16 protein-coding genes are annotated in these 15009 nt (G+C 60.8%); 14 read left to right on the forward strand and 2 right to left on the reverse strand.

Annotated features, from left to right (window positions below; genetic code table 11):
* Positions 1-7: 7 nt before the first annotated feature.
* The 8 genes from ACR0J1_RS02215 to ACR0J1_RS02250 all read left to right on the forward strand — a co-directional run bounded on the left by ACR0J1_RS02215 (position 8) and on the right by ACR0J1_RS02250 (position 7027).
* A complete protein-coding gene (locus ACR0J1_RS02215) occupies positions 8-817 on the forward strand; it encodes a glutamate racemase (protein WP_480729746.1) in 810 nt (269 codons plus the stop codon).
* A 94-nt stretch (positions 818-911) separates the two neighbouring features.
* Positions 912-1940: an N-acetyl-gamma-glutamyl-phosphate reductase gene (argC, locus tag ACR0J1_RS02220; RefSeq protein ID WP_480729745.1), complete on the forward strand. Its 1029-nt coding sequence runs from the start codon at positions 912-914 to the stop codon at positions 1938-1940.
* 7 nt (positions 1941-1947) lie between these two features.
* Positions 1948-2394 carry a cytochrome c maturation protein CcmE gene (gene ccmE / locus ACR0J1_RS02225; RefSeq protein ID WP_480729743.1) on the forward strand — a complete coding sequence of 149 codons (447 nt, stop codon included), beginning with the start codon at positions 1948-1950 and terminating at the stop codon, positions 2392-2394.
* Positions 2395-2543: 149 nt separating this feature from the next.
* Positions 2544-3155, forward strand: coding sequence for a holin-associated N-acetylmuramidase (locus ACR0J1_RS02230; RefSeq protein WP_480729741.1), 612 nt, complete (start codon positions 2544-2546; stop codon positions 3153-3155).
* The gene (locus tag ACR0J1_RS02235) at positions 3146-3685 is read left to right on the forward strand and encodes a holin family protein (RefSeq protein WP_480729739.1); all 540 of its coding nucleotides are present in this window, start codon (positions 3146-3148) and stop codon (positions 3683-3685) included. The genes ACR0J1_RS02230 and ACR0J1_RS02235 overlap by 10 nt, the downstream gene beginning before the upstream one ends.
* 74 nt (positions 3686-3759) lie before the next feature.
* Complete coding sequence (locus tag ACR0J1_RS02240; protein WP_480529294.1) at positions 3760-5724, forward strand: heme lyase CcmF/NrfE family subunit; 1965 nt, start codon at positions 3760-3762, stop codon at positions 5722-5724.
* A complete protein-coding gene (locus tag ACR0J1_RS02245; RefSeq protein WP_480729737.1) occupies positions 5721-6176 on the forward strand; it encodes a cytochrome c-type biogenesis protein in 456 nt (151 codons plus the stop codon). Before ACR0J1_RS02240 ends, ACR0J1_RS02245 begins: the two co-directional genes overlap by 4 nt.
* Positions 6177-6250: 74 nt before the next feature.
* Positions 6251-7027 (forward strand): enoyl-CoA hydratase-related protein, encoded by a 777-nt coding sequence (locus tag ACR0J1_RS02250; protein ID WP_480729735.1) that lies wholly within the window; start codon positions 6251-6253, stop codon positions 7025-7027.
* A gap of 8 nt (positions 7028-7035) precedes the next feature.
* On the opposite strand, the gene bmt is transcribed toward ACR0J1_RS02250, so the two are convergent.
* Entirely contained in the window at positions 7036-8049 is a 1014-nt protein-coding gene (gene bmt, locus ACR0J1_RS02255; protein ID WP_480729733.1) for a betaine--homocysteine S-methyltransferase, read from the reverse strand.
* Between the two features lie 121 nt (positions 8050-8170).
* The gene (locus ACR0J1_RS02260) at positions 8171-8491 is read right to left on the reverse strand and encodes a DUF1476 domain-containing protein (RefSeq protein ID WP_480729732.1); all 321 of its coding nucleotides are present in this window, start codon (positions 8489-8491) and stop codon (positions 8171-8173) included.
* A gap of 186 nt (positions 8492-8677) precedes the next feature.
* Here ACR0J1_RS02260 and purC point away from each other — a divergent pair, with 186 nt between their 5' ends.
* The 6 genes from purC (at position 8678) to ACR0J1_RS02290 (ending at position 14653) form a co-directional block, all read left to right on the forward strand.
* A complete protein-coding gene (gene purC, locus ACR0J1_RS02265) occupies positions 8678-9433 on the forward strand; it encodes a phosphoribosylaminoimidazolesuccinocarboxamide synthase (RefSeq protein ID WP_480729730.1) in 756 nt (251 codons plus the stop codon).
* Between the two features lie 99 nt (positions 9434-9532).
* The gene (purS, locus tag ACR0J1_RS02270; protein WP_480529020.1) at positions 9533-9763 is read left to right on the forward strand and encodes a phosphoribosylformylglycinamidine synthase subunit PurS; all 231 of its coding nucleotides are present in this window, start codon (positions 9533-9535) and stop codon (positions 9761-9763) included.
* 5 nt (positions 9764-9768) lie between these two features.
* Positions 9769-10812, forward strand: a complete 1044-nt coding sequence (locus ACR0J1_RS02275) for a zinc-dependent alcohol dehydrogenase family protein (protein WP_480729728.1) — start codon at positions 9769-9771, stop codon at positions 10810-10812.
* An 11-nt stretch (positions 10813-10823) separates the two neighbouring features.
* Positions 10824-11492 carry a phosphoribosylformylglycinamidine synthase subunit PurQ gene (purQ, locus tag ACR0J1_RS02280; protein ID WP_480729727.1) on the forward strand — a complete coding sequence of 223 codons (669 nt, stop codon included), beginning with the start codon at positions 10824-10826 and terminating at the stop codon, positions 11490-11492.
* A 36-nt stretch (positions 11493-11528) separates the two neighbouring features.
* The gene (locus ACR0J1_RS02285; protein WP_480729725.1) at positions 11529-13307 is read left to right on the forward strand and encodes a sensor histidine kinase; all 1779 of its coding nucleotides are present in this window, start codon (positions 11529-11531) and stop codon (positions 13305-13307) included.
* A gap of 11 nt (positions 13308-13318) precedes the next feature.
* The gene (locus ACR0J1_RS02290; RefSeq protein ID WP_480729724.1) at positions 13319-14653 is read left to right on the forward strand and encodes a sigma-54-dependent transcriptional regulator; all 1335 of its coding nucleotides are present in this window, start codon (positions 13319-13321) and stop codon (positions 14651-14653) included.
* Positions 14654-15009: the final 356 nt, after the last annotated feature.

The following is a 15009-nucleotide window of genomic DNA, read 5'->3' on the forward strand; positions in this document are numbered from 1 at the left end:
GGGTCAAATGGCAGTAGGTATCTTTGATTCGGGATTGGGCGGCCTGACCGTCCTGAACGCCGCGCAAAAACGTTTGCCGGATGTGGATTTTCTGTATTACGCGGACAATGCACACGCGCCTTATGGGGTGCGTGACCCGGACGACATCTATGATCTGACCTGTCAGGCGGTCGGCGATCTGTGGTCGCGGGGCTGCAACCTGGTGATTCTGGCCTGCAACACCGCCAGCGCTGCCGCCCTGCGCCGGATGCAGGAGGCGGGCGTACCCAGCGGCAAGCGCGTGCTGGGCGTTTTCGTACCTCTGATCGAGGCGCTGACCGAGCGGCAATGGGGCGACAACTCTCCTCCGCGCGAGGTTGAGGTTCAGCACGTGGCGCTGTTCGCTACGCCCGCTACCGTCTCAAGCCGTGCGTTCCAGCGGGAACTGGCCTTCCGCGCCATCGGAGTCGATGTTGAGGCGCAGGCCTGTGGTGGCGTGGTTGATGCCATCGAGGACGGCGACATGATTCTGGCCGAGGCGCTGGTGCGCAGCCATGTCGACGCGCTTCGGCGCAAGATGCCGGAGCCTCAGGCTGCGATTCTGGGCTGCACTCATTACCCTTTGATGGCCGAGGCATTCCAGACGGCTCTGGGCTCGGATGTAAAGGTTTACAGCCAGGGTGATCTGGTGGCCGCCAGTCTTGCGGATTATCTGGATCGTCACCCCAATATGCTGGGCGAAGGTGAGGGCGGGTTCCTGACCACCGGCAAGCCCGGCGTTGTCAGCGATCGCGCGACCCAGTTCTTGCGACGAAAAATCGCCTTTGAGGCCGCCTGACCTAGGTCAAGGACGGCACCTTTCCAATTCCTTACTTCGTTGACCGTCGCATTGGCGGTTGACCCATGTGACATATGAACGAAAGAGGTCTGACATGACCCATAAGATCGCAATTCTGGGTGCTTCTGGTTATACCGGCGCTGAACTGGTGCGGTTAATTGCCGGGCATCCGAATATGGAAATTGTCGCTCTGGCCGCCGAGCGGAAGGCCGGGCAAACCATGGCGCAGGTGTTTCCGCATCTGCGTCACATGGATCTGCCCGTTCTGTGTAAGATATCCGAGATCGACTTTTCTCAGATCGACCTGTGTTTTTGCGCCTTGCCGCATAAGACTAGTCAGGAGGTCATCCGGGAGTTGCCGAAATCCCTGAAGATCGTGGATCTGTCGGCAGATTTCCGGCTGCGTGACGGTGCCGCGTATGAGAAGTGGTATGGCAATCCGCATGCCGCGCTGACCCATCAGCAAGAGGCGGTGTATGGCCTGACCGAATTCTACCGTGACGACATCCGTGCCGCGCGGCTGGTCGCGGGGACCGGGTGCAATGCGGCGACCGGGCAATATGTGCTACGGCCGCTGATCGCGGCGGGTGCGATTGATCTGGATGACATCATTCTGGACCTGAAATGCGCAGTCTCGGGTGCGGGGCGGGCTTTGAAGGAAAATCTGCTGCACGCCGAACTGAGTGAGGGGACCAACGCCTATGCCGTTGGTGGCACCCACCGGCATCTGGGCGAGTTCGATCAGGAATTCTCGGAACTTGCGGGCCGCACCGTGCATGTTCAGTTCACGCCGCATCTGATCCCCGCCAACCGGGGGATTCTGGCGACGTCCTATGTGAAAGGCGACCCGCAGAGCGTTTATGAAACGCTGTGCAGTGCCTATGAGGCCGAGCCTTTCATTGAGATGTTGCCGTTTGGCGAAACACCCTCGACCCATCATGTGCGCGGCTCGAACTTCTGCCATATCGGTGTGACCGGGGATCGGATTGAACGTCGGGCCATTGTGGCGGCGGCACTGGATAATCTGACGAAGGGCAGCAGCGGGCAGGCCTTGCAGAACGCTAACCTGATGTTAGGTGAAGATGAAACCACGGGGCTGATGATGGCCCCTCTGTTCCCATGAGGACGCTATGAAAACGCTCAAGAAACGACGTCGCGTTCAGGTCATTCTGTTGGCTGCCGTGGCTTTGGTTCTGGCCACAGGGCTGATCGGTTATGCAATGCGCGACGGTATCAACTTCTTCCGGTCGCCCAGTCAGGTGATCGCCGAGCCGCCCAAACCAACCGAAGTCTTTCGGATCGGCGGGCTGGTCGAAGAGGGCTCGATCATCCGAGGTCAGGGCGAGACGGTGCATTTCGTCGTGACCGACGGGGGTGAGAGTGTGCCGGTGGCGTTCACTGGTGTGCTGCCTGATCTGTTCTCGGAAAACCAGGGCATGGTCGGGACCGGAAGTTATGTGAACGGTGTCTTTGAAGCCACTGAAATTCTTGCGAAACACGACGAAACTTACATGCCGAAAGAGGTGGTGGACGCGTTGAAGGAGCAGGGTGTTTACCAGGAGGCTGGCGATAGTTGAATGCAGCTTTGCTGCATGCCTCCGGCGGAAGTATTTTTGAACAGAAGAAGAGCGGCGTTGCGCGTGGAAGGCGGGCAGCGCCCTTTGCTTTGGCGGGGTGTTAATGTCTTTGTCTGACCGTTTGTGCCATCTGAGCAAGGGATGGTGTGATGCAGACGGTTCGGCAGATTGCGGAAGGGATCGTAGCGCGGGAGGGTGGGTTTGTGGACGACCCGGACGATCCAGGCGGGGCGACGAAATATGGGGTGACGATCCACACCATGCGGCGGTTGGGGCTGGATCTGGACCGTGATGGTACCGTGACGCGCAAGGATGTGCGGGCGCTGAGCCGGGTGCAGGCGATTGAGATATTTCTGGAGCATTATTTTGAAAAGCCGCGCATCGCGTTTTTGCCCGAAGCGCTGCGGGCGTCGGTTTTCGATATGTATGTGAATGCGGGTGCGCAGGCTGTGTGCATTCTGCAGGCCCTGCTGTGTCAGATGGGGTATGATTTGGTCGTTGATGGCGTGATTGGTCCGCGGACCGCCCGATCCAGTCGGGATGCAGCCGAGCCCGAGCCGGGTGCATTGCGGGACGCATATGGCGTCGCGCGGCGGAACTACTATTTTCGATTGGCAGACCGCAGACCGAGCTTACGGAAATATGCTCGCACCCGAGGCGGCGGCAAGGGGGGCTGGATCCGGCGCGCCGAGGAATTCTTGTCGCCCGTCTATCACCTTGATGATCCAGAGTTTCAGAAGAGGGTTTCGCAATGGGATTGATTTCGGGAATTCTTGGTCTGTTGTTTGGGGGTGGTCGAAATGTGGTGCGCGAGACGACCGAAGTTTTTCGCGAAAATGCCGAGAGCGGGGCAGAGCGGGCCCTGACCCTGCGCGCTGCTGCAATGGCACAGTTCGGGGCCGAGTTTCAGGGCCCGGAGCAAGGTGTCTTTGACCGGTTCATGGACGGGCTGAACCGACTGCCGCGTCCGGCTTTGGCGCTGGGTACGTTGGGGTTGTTTGTTGCGGCCATGGTCGATCCGGTCTGGTTTGCAGAACGGATGCAGGGTGTGGCGCTTGTGCCCGAGCCGCTGTGGTGGCTTCTGGGCGTGATTGTCTCATTCTATTTTGGCGCACGCCATCAGGCCAAGGCACAGGATTTTCAACGGGAGATCAGGGGAACCTTGCGCCATGTGCCTGAGGTTCTGGCCAATCTCGAAACGCTGGACGTGATGGACCGTAAAAGCCCCGACATGGCTGAGACGGATCAAAACCCGGCACTGGATCGGTGGAAACAGCTGCGCGCCGGTTGAGGCGCGACACTATGTGCGAAGATCCTTGACGAATGTTAATGGCACATGCCCGGCTGCCGCAGTATAAGCGGCCCATGATTACAGAGCTTGGCCATTTCGCACTGATCCTAGCCTTTCTGGTTGCCATCGTTCAGACGGTGGTGCCGCTTGTGGGGGCTGCAAAACGATGGACCGGGTGGATGGGTTTTGCCGAACCCGCCGCCATCACGCAGTTTCTGCTGACGGCGTTTTCATTCGGCGCGCTGGTCTGGGCGTTCATGGCGTCCGACTTCTCGTTGCGGATCGTGGTTGAGAACAGCCATTCGGCCAAGCCGATGTTGTATAAGATCAGTGGGACGTGGGGGAACCACGAAGGCTCGATGCTGCTGTGGGTCTTGATCGTGACCATCTTTGGTGCGATGGCGGCGATGTTCGGGGCCGGTCTTCCGCCCACGCTGAAAGCCCGCGTGCTGTCGGTGCAGGCCGCCATCGCGGTCGCGTTTTTCGCCTTTATCCTGTTCACGTCCAACCCGTTTGACCGGTTGCCGGTGCCTCCGTTCGACGGGCGTGACCTCAACCCGCTCCTGCAGGACCCCGGCTTGGCTTTCCATCCGCCGTTCCTGTATCTGGGCTATGTGGGCCTGAGCATGGCGTTCAGCTTTGCCGTTGCGGCCCTGATCGAGGGTCGTGTGGATGCCGCGTGGGGGCGCTGGGTCCGGCCCTGGACGCTGGCGGCGTGGATATTCCTGACCATCGGCATCGCTCTGGGTTCCTGGTGGGCCTATTATGAGCTGGGCTGGGGCGGGTTCTGGTTCTGGGACCCGGTTGAGAATGCCAGCTTCATGCCATGGCTGCTGGCCGCTGCGCTATTGCATTCGGCCATTGTGGTTGAAAAGCGGGAAGCCCTGAAAAGCTGGACCATCCTGTTGGCCATCATCGCCTTCGGGTTCTCGCTGATTGGGACCTTCATTGTGCGCTCGGGCCTGCTCACCTCGGTCCATGCCTTTGCCAATGATCCTGAACGCGGGGTCTTTATCCTGTTCATTCTGGTGATCTTCATCGGGGGTGCTTTGACCCTGTTTGCCGCGCGCGCGCAGGCGATGGAGGCAAAGGGTGTCTTTGGCATGGTCAGCCGTGAAAGTGCGCTGGTTCTGAACAATATTCTGCTGGCGGTCAGTTGCTTTGTGGTGTTCTTCGGTACGCTCTGGCCGATGGTGGCCGAGATGGCCTTTGATCGAAAGCTCTCGGTCGGGGCGCCGTTCTTTAACGCTGCCTTTACGCCCTTCATGGTGGTGTTGGGGATCGTGCTACCGCTGGGATCAATGTTGCCATGGAAACGAGGCAGACTGGGCAAGGTCGCATGGTCGCTGCGTTATGCCTTTGTTTTGGCTGTGGCGCTGGCGATACTGGTCTGGGTTCTGCAGACGGGGCGCAGCGCGCTGGGGCCGATTGGTCTGTTCCTGGGGGCATGGATTACCTTTGGTGCAGTTATCGACCTTTGGAGTCGTACGGGCCGAAAGGGAAATCTGTCGCGGTTGTTCCGGTTGCCGGGTGCCGATTGGGGTAAGGCTGTGGCTCATACCGGGTTGGGCGTCACGATGTTCGCCATCGCTGGCCTGACCGCGTGGGAGGTCGAGGATATCCGCGTGGCACAGCCGGGCCAGCCGTTTGAAGTAGGGCAGTTCACGCTGACCTTGCAGGATGTGCGGCGTGTTCAGGGGCCGAACTATTTCTCGACAACCGCAGATGTCGCGGTTGAAAAGAACGGGCGACAGATCACCACGCTGCACCCCGAGAAACGCGATTACCCGGTGGCGCGGATGCCCACGACCGAGGCGGCGATTGACTACCGCTTGCTGCGAGATCTTTACGTGGTGATCGGAGATCAGCAGGCTGACGGTGGTTGGGTGATGCGCACCTATATCAAACCTCTGGCCAACTGGATCTGGGGCGGCTGTATCCTGATGTCGCTGGGTGGCCTGCTCAGCCTGTCGGACCGCCGGTTCCGGGTGGCAGCAGGCGCACGTAAGACACCGGCTGGCGGGGTGCCTGCAGAATGAAACGCCTTGTTATTATCCTGATGTTGCTGGCAAGCCCGCTGATGGCGGTGCAGCCTGACGAGGTGCTGGACGACCCGGCGCTGGAAGCGCGCGCGCGAGAGATCAGCACCGGCCTGCGCTGTCTGGTCTGCCGCAACGAGAGCATTGATGAAAGCAACGCTGAACTTGCGCGCGATCTGCGGATATTGCTGCGCGAACGGCTGGTGGCCGGGGATTCCGACAGGGAAGCGGTCGAATTCATCGTTGACCGCTATGGCGAATACGTCCTGCTGAAACCCACCACGACCGGAGCGAACCTGATGTTGTGGCTGGCTGGCCCGATCATGTTGCTGATCGCGGCTGCAATGGGCTGGAACTTCCTGCGCAAGCGGTCGCAACCGCACCCGGCAGGGCATACCGACACACTCAGCGATGAAGAACAGGAGCGCCTGCGCCGAATTCTGGAAGACTGACGCGCGGTTCTTCTTTTCCTTCCCTCACAATTGCGTCAGGGTTCTGCGAAACGCGGCACTGGTGAGGTTTTTCAATGGAATACGAAGCGGTCCAACTTGAGATTGCGGATGGTCTGGCGGTTCTGATGCTAAACCGACCCGACAAGATGAACGCGCTGACCACGCAGATGCGGGCCGAGGTTACCTATGCCATGAAAGACGCCGCCCGGCAGGCCCGGGCGATTGTGCTGACCGGTGCGGGGCCTGCATTCTGCTCGGGTCAGGATCTGGGGGATGCGTCGAGTACGGGGTCCATCGATCTAGAACGTGCGCTGCGGGATGAATATGAACCGATGCTCGAGGCGGTCTATGACTGCCCGGTTCCGACCATCGCGGCCGTCAACGGACCAGCAGCAGGGGCAGGGGCGAATCTGGCGCTCTGCGCGGATGTGGTGATTGCAACCGAAAGCGCCTACTTCCTGCAGGCCTTCGCGCGGATCGGGCTTTTGCCCGATGCCGGGGGGACATGGTTCATGCCGCGCCAGATGGGATTTGCCAAGGCGATGGGCGCGGCGCTGTTTGCCGACAAGATCAGTGCGCGGCAGGCTGATGAATGGGGTCTGATCTGGGAAGCGGTTGCGGATGATCAGTTCGACGCGCATTGGCGCAAACGCGCGGCATATCTGGCCAATGGCCCAACCGCTGGCTTCCGTGCCATCAAACAGGCCATTCGGGGGACGTATGACCGGACCTTGCCGCAACAACTGGTGGCCGAAGCACACTTGCAGGGGGAATGCGGCCGCACACACGATTTTGCCGAAGGCGTCGTGGCCTTTCTGGAAAAGCGCCCCGCGAAGTTCGAGGGGCGCTGATCGTCACCTCAAGCCCGGCGACGACGGCGCGTGCGCCGCTCGGGCACGGCCTCGTCTCCGGTGCCGTCCGAGGCCGAAGAGAAGGGGCCAAGCGCCAGCGTGATCTCATCCAGTGTCGGGCGGTTGCCCCGGGCTCGTGTGTCCAGCGCCTTGCGCATCTCGCGCAGATGCGCTGGCATCGTGCCGCAGCAGCCGCCGATGATGGTCGCACCCGCATCGCGGGCCATGGCGGCATACTGCCCCATCAGTTCGGGTGTGCCGTCATAATGGATATGACCATCAACATATTTCGGGATACCGGCATTGCCCTTGGAAATCAGCGGGCGTTCGGTGCCTTGCGCAGCGAACCCCAGAACCGTGCGCAGGATATCCGAGGCCCCGGTTCCGCAATTGGCCCCGAAGGCAACGGGCGGGTTCGGCAGAGTTTCCACGATCATCGCCAGATCAGCTGAGGTCACACCCATCATGGTGCGCCCGGCGGTGTCAAAGCTCATGGTGCCACACCAGGGCATATCGGCCAACGCAAAGGCCTCGGCCGCGGCGCGGAATTCCTCGGGTGCGCTGATGGTTTCAAGCCACAGCACATCGGCACCGCCCGCTTTCAAGGCGTCGGCCTGTTCGTGGAACATCTCGACGGCTTCGGAATGCGACAGGCTGCCGACCGGCTCCATGATCTCACCGGTCGGACCAACCGAACCGGCCACGACGACCGTGCGGCCCGCTTTGTCAGCGACCTCACGACCCAACTCGGCCCCGATGCGGTTCAACTCGGCCACGCGATTCTGTGCGTCATGCAGTTTCAGCCGCGCGGCGGTGCCGCCGAAGGTGTTGGTCAGAAACAGATCGCTGCCGGCCTCGACCGAGCCCTGATACAATGCGCGAATCTTGTCCGGCGCATCGAAATTCCACAATTCGGGCGCATCCCCCGATTGCAGGCCCATGTTGAACAGGTTGGTCCCGGTCGCGCCATCCGCAAGGATGACATCGACGGTTTCCAGAAGCTTGCTGAGCGCATTTGTCATTGGGGTATTCCAAAATAAGGGCCGAAGCCCGAAAAAATATGAGACGCCCCGTGTCTCATGACCGGGACGTCAAATCAAACTCATAAAACTCATGAAGATCATGAGGCTGACCGTTGGGCCGTTATTCTTCGGCCTCTGCCATGACCTGCTCTTTGGCTTCGGTCAGCAATTCTGTCATTTTTTCGCGGATCTTGGCCTCGTCGGCCAGGTCGCCAAGATAGCTTTTGACCGCCTCGACCACATCGTCCTCGCTGACATTCTGCAGATCGGTATGGATCAGTTGCTTGCCGTATCGCCGCGCCTGTTCCACGGTTTCGCCTTTCAGCGCCGAGGCCCAGACGGCCATGAAACGGTTGCGGCGCATACGTGCGATGAACTGCATCTTTTCGTCATGGGCAAATTTGCTTTCAAACGCGGCTTCACGTTCGTCAAATGTGGTCATCGGTCACAGACCCCTTGGATAGTCATTCTTTTCCTGATGGTATGACCATAGCACGCGCCGGGTGCAAGGTATTTGCGCTGCGCCTGCGGCTTGGGGTCGCTGAACTTGCGGGAAGGCGGGGCTTGCACTATGAGGGCGCCAACGTGAAGGGACTCATTCCCTTTCGCCAGTCTGGAAGGGTCGCTCATGGCGCGTCGCAAGAAGATTTACGAAGGTAAGGCCAAGATTCTGTATGAAGGCCCTGAGCCGGGCACCATCGTGCAGTATTTCAAGGATGACGCCACCGCGTTCAACGCCGAGAAGAAAGACGTGATCGACGGCAAGGGCGTGCTCAACAACCGCCTGAGCGAGTTCTTCATGAACGGCCTGACCCAGATCGGCGTCCCGAACCACTTCATCCGCCGCCTGAACATGCGCGAGCAACTGGTCCGCAACTGCGAGATCGTGCCGCTGGAAGTGATCGTGCGCAACTATGCCGCCGGGTCGATGTCGAAACGTCTGGGCATTGCCGAAGGCACGCAACTGCCGCGCCCGATCGTCGAATACTGCTACAAGGACGACGCTCTGGGTGACCCGCTGGTGACTGAGGAACACATCGCGGCCTTTGGCTGGGCCAGCCAGCAGGACATGGACGATATCCTCAGCCTTGCGCTGCGCGTCAATGATTTCATGAGCGGCGTGATGCTGGCTGTCGGCATCCGTCTGGTCGATTTCAAGATCGAGATCGGCCGTGTTTTCGACGGCGACTATCAGCGCCTGATCGTGGCCGACGAAATCAGCCCCGACAGCTGCCGCCTGTGGGATATCGAAACTGGCCAGAAGCTGGACAAGGACGTGTTCCGCCGCGATCTGGGCAGTCTGACCGACGCCTATTCCGAGGTCGCCCGCCGGCTTGGCGTTCTGCCCAAAAGCAATGTGACCAAGCCGACGCTGATCAACTGACCTTGCCGCTGCCCGGCGGGGTTGTCCGACACGCGCAAGCGGGGTATCCCGCGCGCAACGAAACGGGCCGCAGGCGGTCCATGACTGGAGTTTTCGACCATGAAGGCACGTGTGCATGTGATGCTCAAGAACGGGGTTCTGGATCCGCAGGGCGAGGCGGTGCGTCACGCGTTGGGTGCGATGGGGTTCGATCAGGTTGAAGGCGTGCGCCAGGGCAAGGTGATTGATCTGGAACTGGCCGACGGCGCGACCGAGGCCGACGTGACCGCGATGTGTGAAAAGCTGCTGGCAAACACTGTCATCGAACGCTACGAGATCGAACTGGTCTGAGTTTGATGCGGGCTGCACGTCTGATCACCTATCGTCAGCCACTTGAGGTGGCGACCATTCCCGATCCGGAACCGGCAGAGGACGGCGTCGTCGTCCGGGTTCTGGCGTGCGGAGTATGCCGATCAGACTGGCACGCATGGTCCGGTTCGGACCCGGACGTGGTTCTGCCCATGACACCCGGCCATGAATATTGCGGCGAAGTGGTAGCCGTTGGCAGCCGCGTCAGACGCTGGCGGGTCGGAGACCGGGTGATCGCTCCGTTTATTCTGGCCTGCGGTCATTGCCCGGATTGCGCGCAGGGGCATCAGACCATCTGCGCCGATCAGGTGGTGCCGGGCTTCACCTGCGACGGTGCCTTTGCCGAGTTCATTGCAGTTGCCCATGCGGATGCGAACCTGACCGCTCTGCCCGATACTCTGGCCCCGGAAATCGCCGCGGCTTTGGGATGCCGGGTGACGACGGCGTGGCAGGCTCTGGTCGGGCGGGCGCAGGTGCAGGGCGGAGAATGGCTGGCGGTGTTCGGCGGCGGCGGTGTCGGCATCTCGACCTTGCTGCTGGGCAAGGCTCTTGGTGCGCGGGTTGTTGTCGTGGATATTGCCGATGACAAGCTGGCCTATGCCAAAAGCCTTGGGGCAGACGCGGTGGTCAACGCGGCCACCTGCGATGCGCCTCAGGCCGTCCGCGACCTGACCGGCGGCGGCGCGCATGTGGCGATCGAGGCGCTGGGGATCGAGGTCACGACGGTCTCGGCGATGAAATCGCTGCGCAAGCTGGGCCGTATGGTCCAGATCGGGATGCCTGCGGGAGATCACACCACCATGTCGCTGCCGATGGATGCGCTATATTCCGGACAGCTTTCCGTATTCGGCACGCGCGGGATGCCAAGCTGGCGCTATCCGTCGCTGCTATCGCTGATTGCGGGTGGCGGTGTCGATCTGAGCCCGCTTGTGACGCGAAAAATCACACTGAACCAGGCAAGCGCCGAGCTTGCCGCCTTTGACAATCCAACGCCTCCGGGTGTTGCCGTTATCACCGACTTTAGCTCGTAGGAGGGTCCGCCATGCGCGCAGCCGTCATCGTATTCCCCGGGTCCAACTGTGACCGTGATCTTGCCGTTGCATTTGAACAGGCCGGGTTCTCGGTCGATATGGTCTGGCACAAGGATGTCGCGCTGCCGGATGGTGTCGACATCGTCGGCGTGCCGGGCGGGTTTTCTTATGGCGATTACCTGCGCTGCGGTGCGATTGCCGCGCAGTCGCCGATCTGCAAGGCGCTATCCGCCCATACCGAGCGCGGCGGCTATGCCGTCGGGATCTGCAACGGTTTTCAGGTCCTGACCGAGACGGGAATCCTACCGGGCGCGCTGCTGCGTAATGCGGGGCTGAAATATATCTGCCGCACCGTGGGCCTGAAGGTGGAAACAAGCGACAGCGCTTTTACCGAAGGCTACAATGCCGGGGACGTGATCGACATCCCGATCGCCCATCACGACGGCAATTACTTCGCCGATGACGAGACGCTCGCCGCGCTCAAGGATCAGGACCGGATCGCCTTCACCTATGCCGACAATCCCAACGGTTCGCGCGATGATGTTGCAGGCATTTTATCACACAACCGTCGCGTGTTAGGTATGATGCCGCATCCCGAACGGGCGGCGGATTCAGGCCATGGGGGCACCGATGGGACGGCGCTCTTCCGCGCATTGGCCGGGGTGCTGGCGCCAGCGTGACTTGAGGTCATCGGGCGGGACGCGTAGCGTCTGCGCATGAGTTCCGAAAACCAGACACACAGCGGCGGGTTCCTCAGCCGATTTCGTGGCGCACCCATGGACTGGCGCTTGCGGCTGGCCGTGTTTGCGCTGCTGCTGGCCGCTGTTGCGACGGTCTGGGTTACAAACAGCCTGCTGACCAGCCGGTTCACCGAATCCACCCGCAATCGGGCCGAACTGCGTCTGGCGCTGTATTCGGGCAACTTACTGAGCGAGCTGCGCCGAAATTCGATCGTGCCGCAATTGCTGGCCCGCGATCCCACGCTCATCTCGGCGCTGCAATCCAGCGACTATACGCTGTCGACCCAGCGTCTGATTTCCTTTGTCGAGGAAATCGGCGCCGCTTCGCTTGTGCTGCTGGACGGTGATGGGCTGACGGTCGCTGCAACGAACCGCAACCGGCTGGGCGAGGGGCATCGCAGCTCGCCGTATTTTATCGACGCGATGCGGTCCAACGCCACGATATTCTCGGTTATTCCCCGCGAGGCAGGCGGATACAGTTTTACCTATTCGCGGCGGATCGAGGCCAATTCCGAAATCCTCGGCGTCATCGTCGTCGAGGTTGATCTACAGAAATTCGAGCGTGCTTGGGCAGGTATATCCGACGCGGTAATGGTGACGGACAGCACCGGTACAATCATCCTGTCGACCGAGCCGCGCTGGCGCGGGCTGGACGAAGATGGCGCGGTTCTGCGCCAGCCGCCACAGGGCGCGATTCAGCGCGCCATCCGGGCGACCACCGACTGGAACGCGCTGCCGCCTGACGCCTATCTGCAGGGCGAGGCTGTGATGCGGATGGAGACGCGCATTCCATTCCGGGGATGGCAGATGACATCGTTCACGACCTATTCGTCGATCCGCGAACGGGTGAACGGTGTTTTGGCGCTGGAAATCATGGGATTCGCGATTCTTCTGGCGCTGGCCTTCTATGCACTCAGCCGCAGGGCGACGTCGCGTATGACCCTGTTCCAGCGCGAGTCGGCAGAGCTCCGCGCATTGAACTCAAGGCTGCAGCGGGAAATTGCTGAGCGGGAACGGGTCGAAAAGACGCTGGAAGTTGCCGAGCAAACCCTTGCCCAAAGCTCGAAGCTGGCTGCGCTGGGTGAGATGTCTGCAGCGGTCAGCCATGAGCTGAACCAGCCGCTGGCCGCGATGAAAACCTATCTGGCGGGCGCGCGCCTGCTGCTGCGTCGGAACCGGCCCGAAGAGGCGCTGGCCAGCTTTGGCCGCATCGACGGGCTGATCGAGCGCATGGGGGCGATCACCCGCCAGCTGAAATCCTATGCGCGCAAGGGCGCGGATGCGTTTTCGCCTGTAAATCTGGGCGAGGCGCTGGCGTCGAGCCTGTCGATGATGGAGCCGCAGTTGCGGCAACGTCATGTAAAGATTACTCAGATTTTGCCCGAAGAACCTGTTATAGTGATGGGAGATCGGATGCGAATTGAACAGGTTATGGTCAATCTCTTGCGCAACGCACTGGATGCTACCAAATCTGTCGATGAGCCGGATGTAGAGATTATCCTGGCGGCGGGTGAGACCGCGATCCTGACCGTGCGCGACAACGGACACGGGATCGAGAATATCGAAAACCTGTTTGAACCGTTCTACACGACCAAACGTCCGGGCGATGGGGTTGGTCTGGGGCTTGCCATCTCGTCCGGGATCGTGAACGACCATGGCGGACGGCTGACTGCGCGCAACGGCCAACAGGGCGGCGCGGTGTTTGAGATGCAATTGCCCATATTGGGCAGCGACGGCCTTGAGGCCGCGGAATAAAGGGAATGACTATGGCACAGGCCATGAAAATCGCCATCGTGGATGATGAACAGGACATGCGCCAGTCGATCAGCCAATGGCTCGCCCTGTCGGGATATGACACCGAGACCTTCGCCAGCGCCGAGGACGCGCTGAAGGTGCTGGGGCCGGATTATCCGGGGATCGTGATCTCGGACATCAAGATGCCGGGTATGGATGGTATTCAGCTTCTGAAAAAGCTGATGGGCGCAGACAGCACTCTGCCTGTCATTATGATCACTGGCCACGGCGATGTGCCTATGGCGGTTGAGGCGATGCGGGTCGGGGCGTTTGATTTCCTTGAGAAGCCGTTCAACCCCGACCGTATGTCCGAGCTTGCAAAGCGCGCCAGCAACGCGCGGCGTTTGACGCTGGACAACCGTGCTTTGCGCCGTGAATTGTCCGGCGGCACCCAGATCATGAACAAGCTGATCGGGGCCAGCCCGGTCATGGAGCGTCTGCGCGAGGACATTCTGGATCTGGGGCAGGCGGATGGTCATGTCCTGATCGATGGTGAAACAGGCACAGGCAAGACTCTGGTGGCGCATGCCTTGCACGCCGTTGGCAGCCGGGCCGGGAAGAAGTTTGTTCTGGTCTCTTGCGCGGCCCTGGAAGAGGACGCGCTGTCGAAGCGCCTGTTCGGCCCGATGTTGCCCGAGGACACGCAACTGCCCGCCATTGAAGAGGCCCGGGGCGGTACACTGGTGCTGGAAGATGTCGAAGCCCTGAGCGATACGTTACAGGCCCGTCTGCTGAGCGTGATGAATGAACAGGGGACGCCGGCCGAGACACGGATCGTTGCAATCTCGAACCTGCAGGAGGCGGGCAAGACGTCCGAGGACGTACTGCGCCCCGATCTGTTCTACCGGCTGGCGGCGTTACGGATCACAATGCCTCCGCTGCGCCAGCGGGGTGAGGACATCCTGACTTTGTTCACCCGCCTGAGCGAGCAGTTTGCCGAGGAGTACGGCTGTGATGCGCCGCAGGTCAGTGCGCAAGAGGCGGCGCAGTTGTTGCAGGCCCCGTGGCCGGGGAATGTACGGCAGTTGATCAACATTGCAGAACGCGCGGTGCTGCAGTCTCGGCGCGGGTCGGGTACGATTGCTTCGCTGTTGATGTCGGATCACGAGGAAATGCAGCCGGTGATGACCACCGAGGGCAAGCCCCTGAAAGAATATGTCGAGGCGTTCGAGCGGATGCTGATCGACAATACGATGCGTCGCCACAAGGGCTCGATCGCATCGGTGATGGATGAGCTATGCCTGCCGCGCCGGACGTTGAATGAGAAGATGGCCAAGTACGGGCTGCAGCGTTCCGATTACCTTTAGGGGAGGGGGCCAGCCCCCTCTTGAGCCTGCGGCTCAATTCACCCCCGGGATATTTATGGCCAGATGAAGGGATCCGGTGTGATCTGAGGGCTGTGCGATGCAGTTTGCCCATTGTCTTTTCCACAGGACTGCCTTTATTGTGCCCCAACGGGCTGGGCTTTTGCGCCTGAACGTCCCGTTTATTGAGTTTCGCTGCCGGATGATCGTTGAGGAACGTTCCCATGACGTCAGGCAGACCGATTATGCCCCTTCGGGGCAATAGAGCGCCTGAGCCCGGTCAACGGGCAAAAGGAATAAGTGGGCGGGTAGCGACGCAGATCGCACCCGTCGGAGAAGAACCGCGATGACGCGCGCGC

The organism is Ruegeria sp. CJ3, assembly GCF_056536725.1.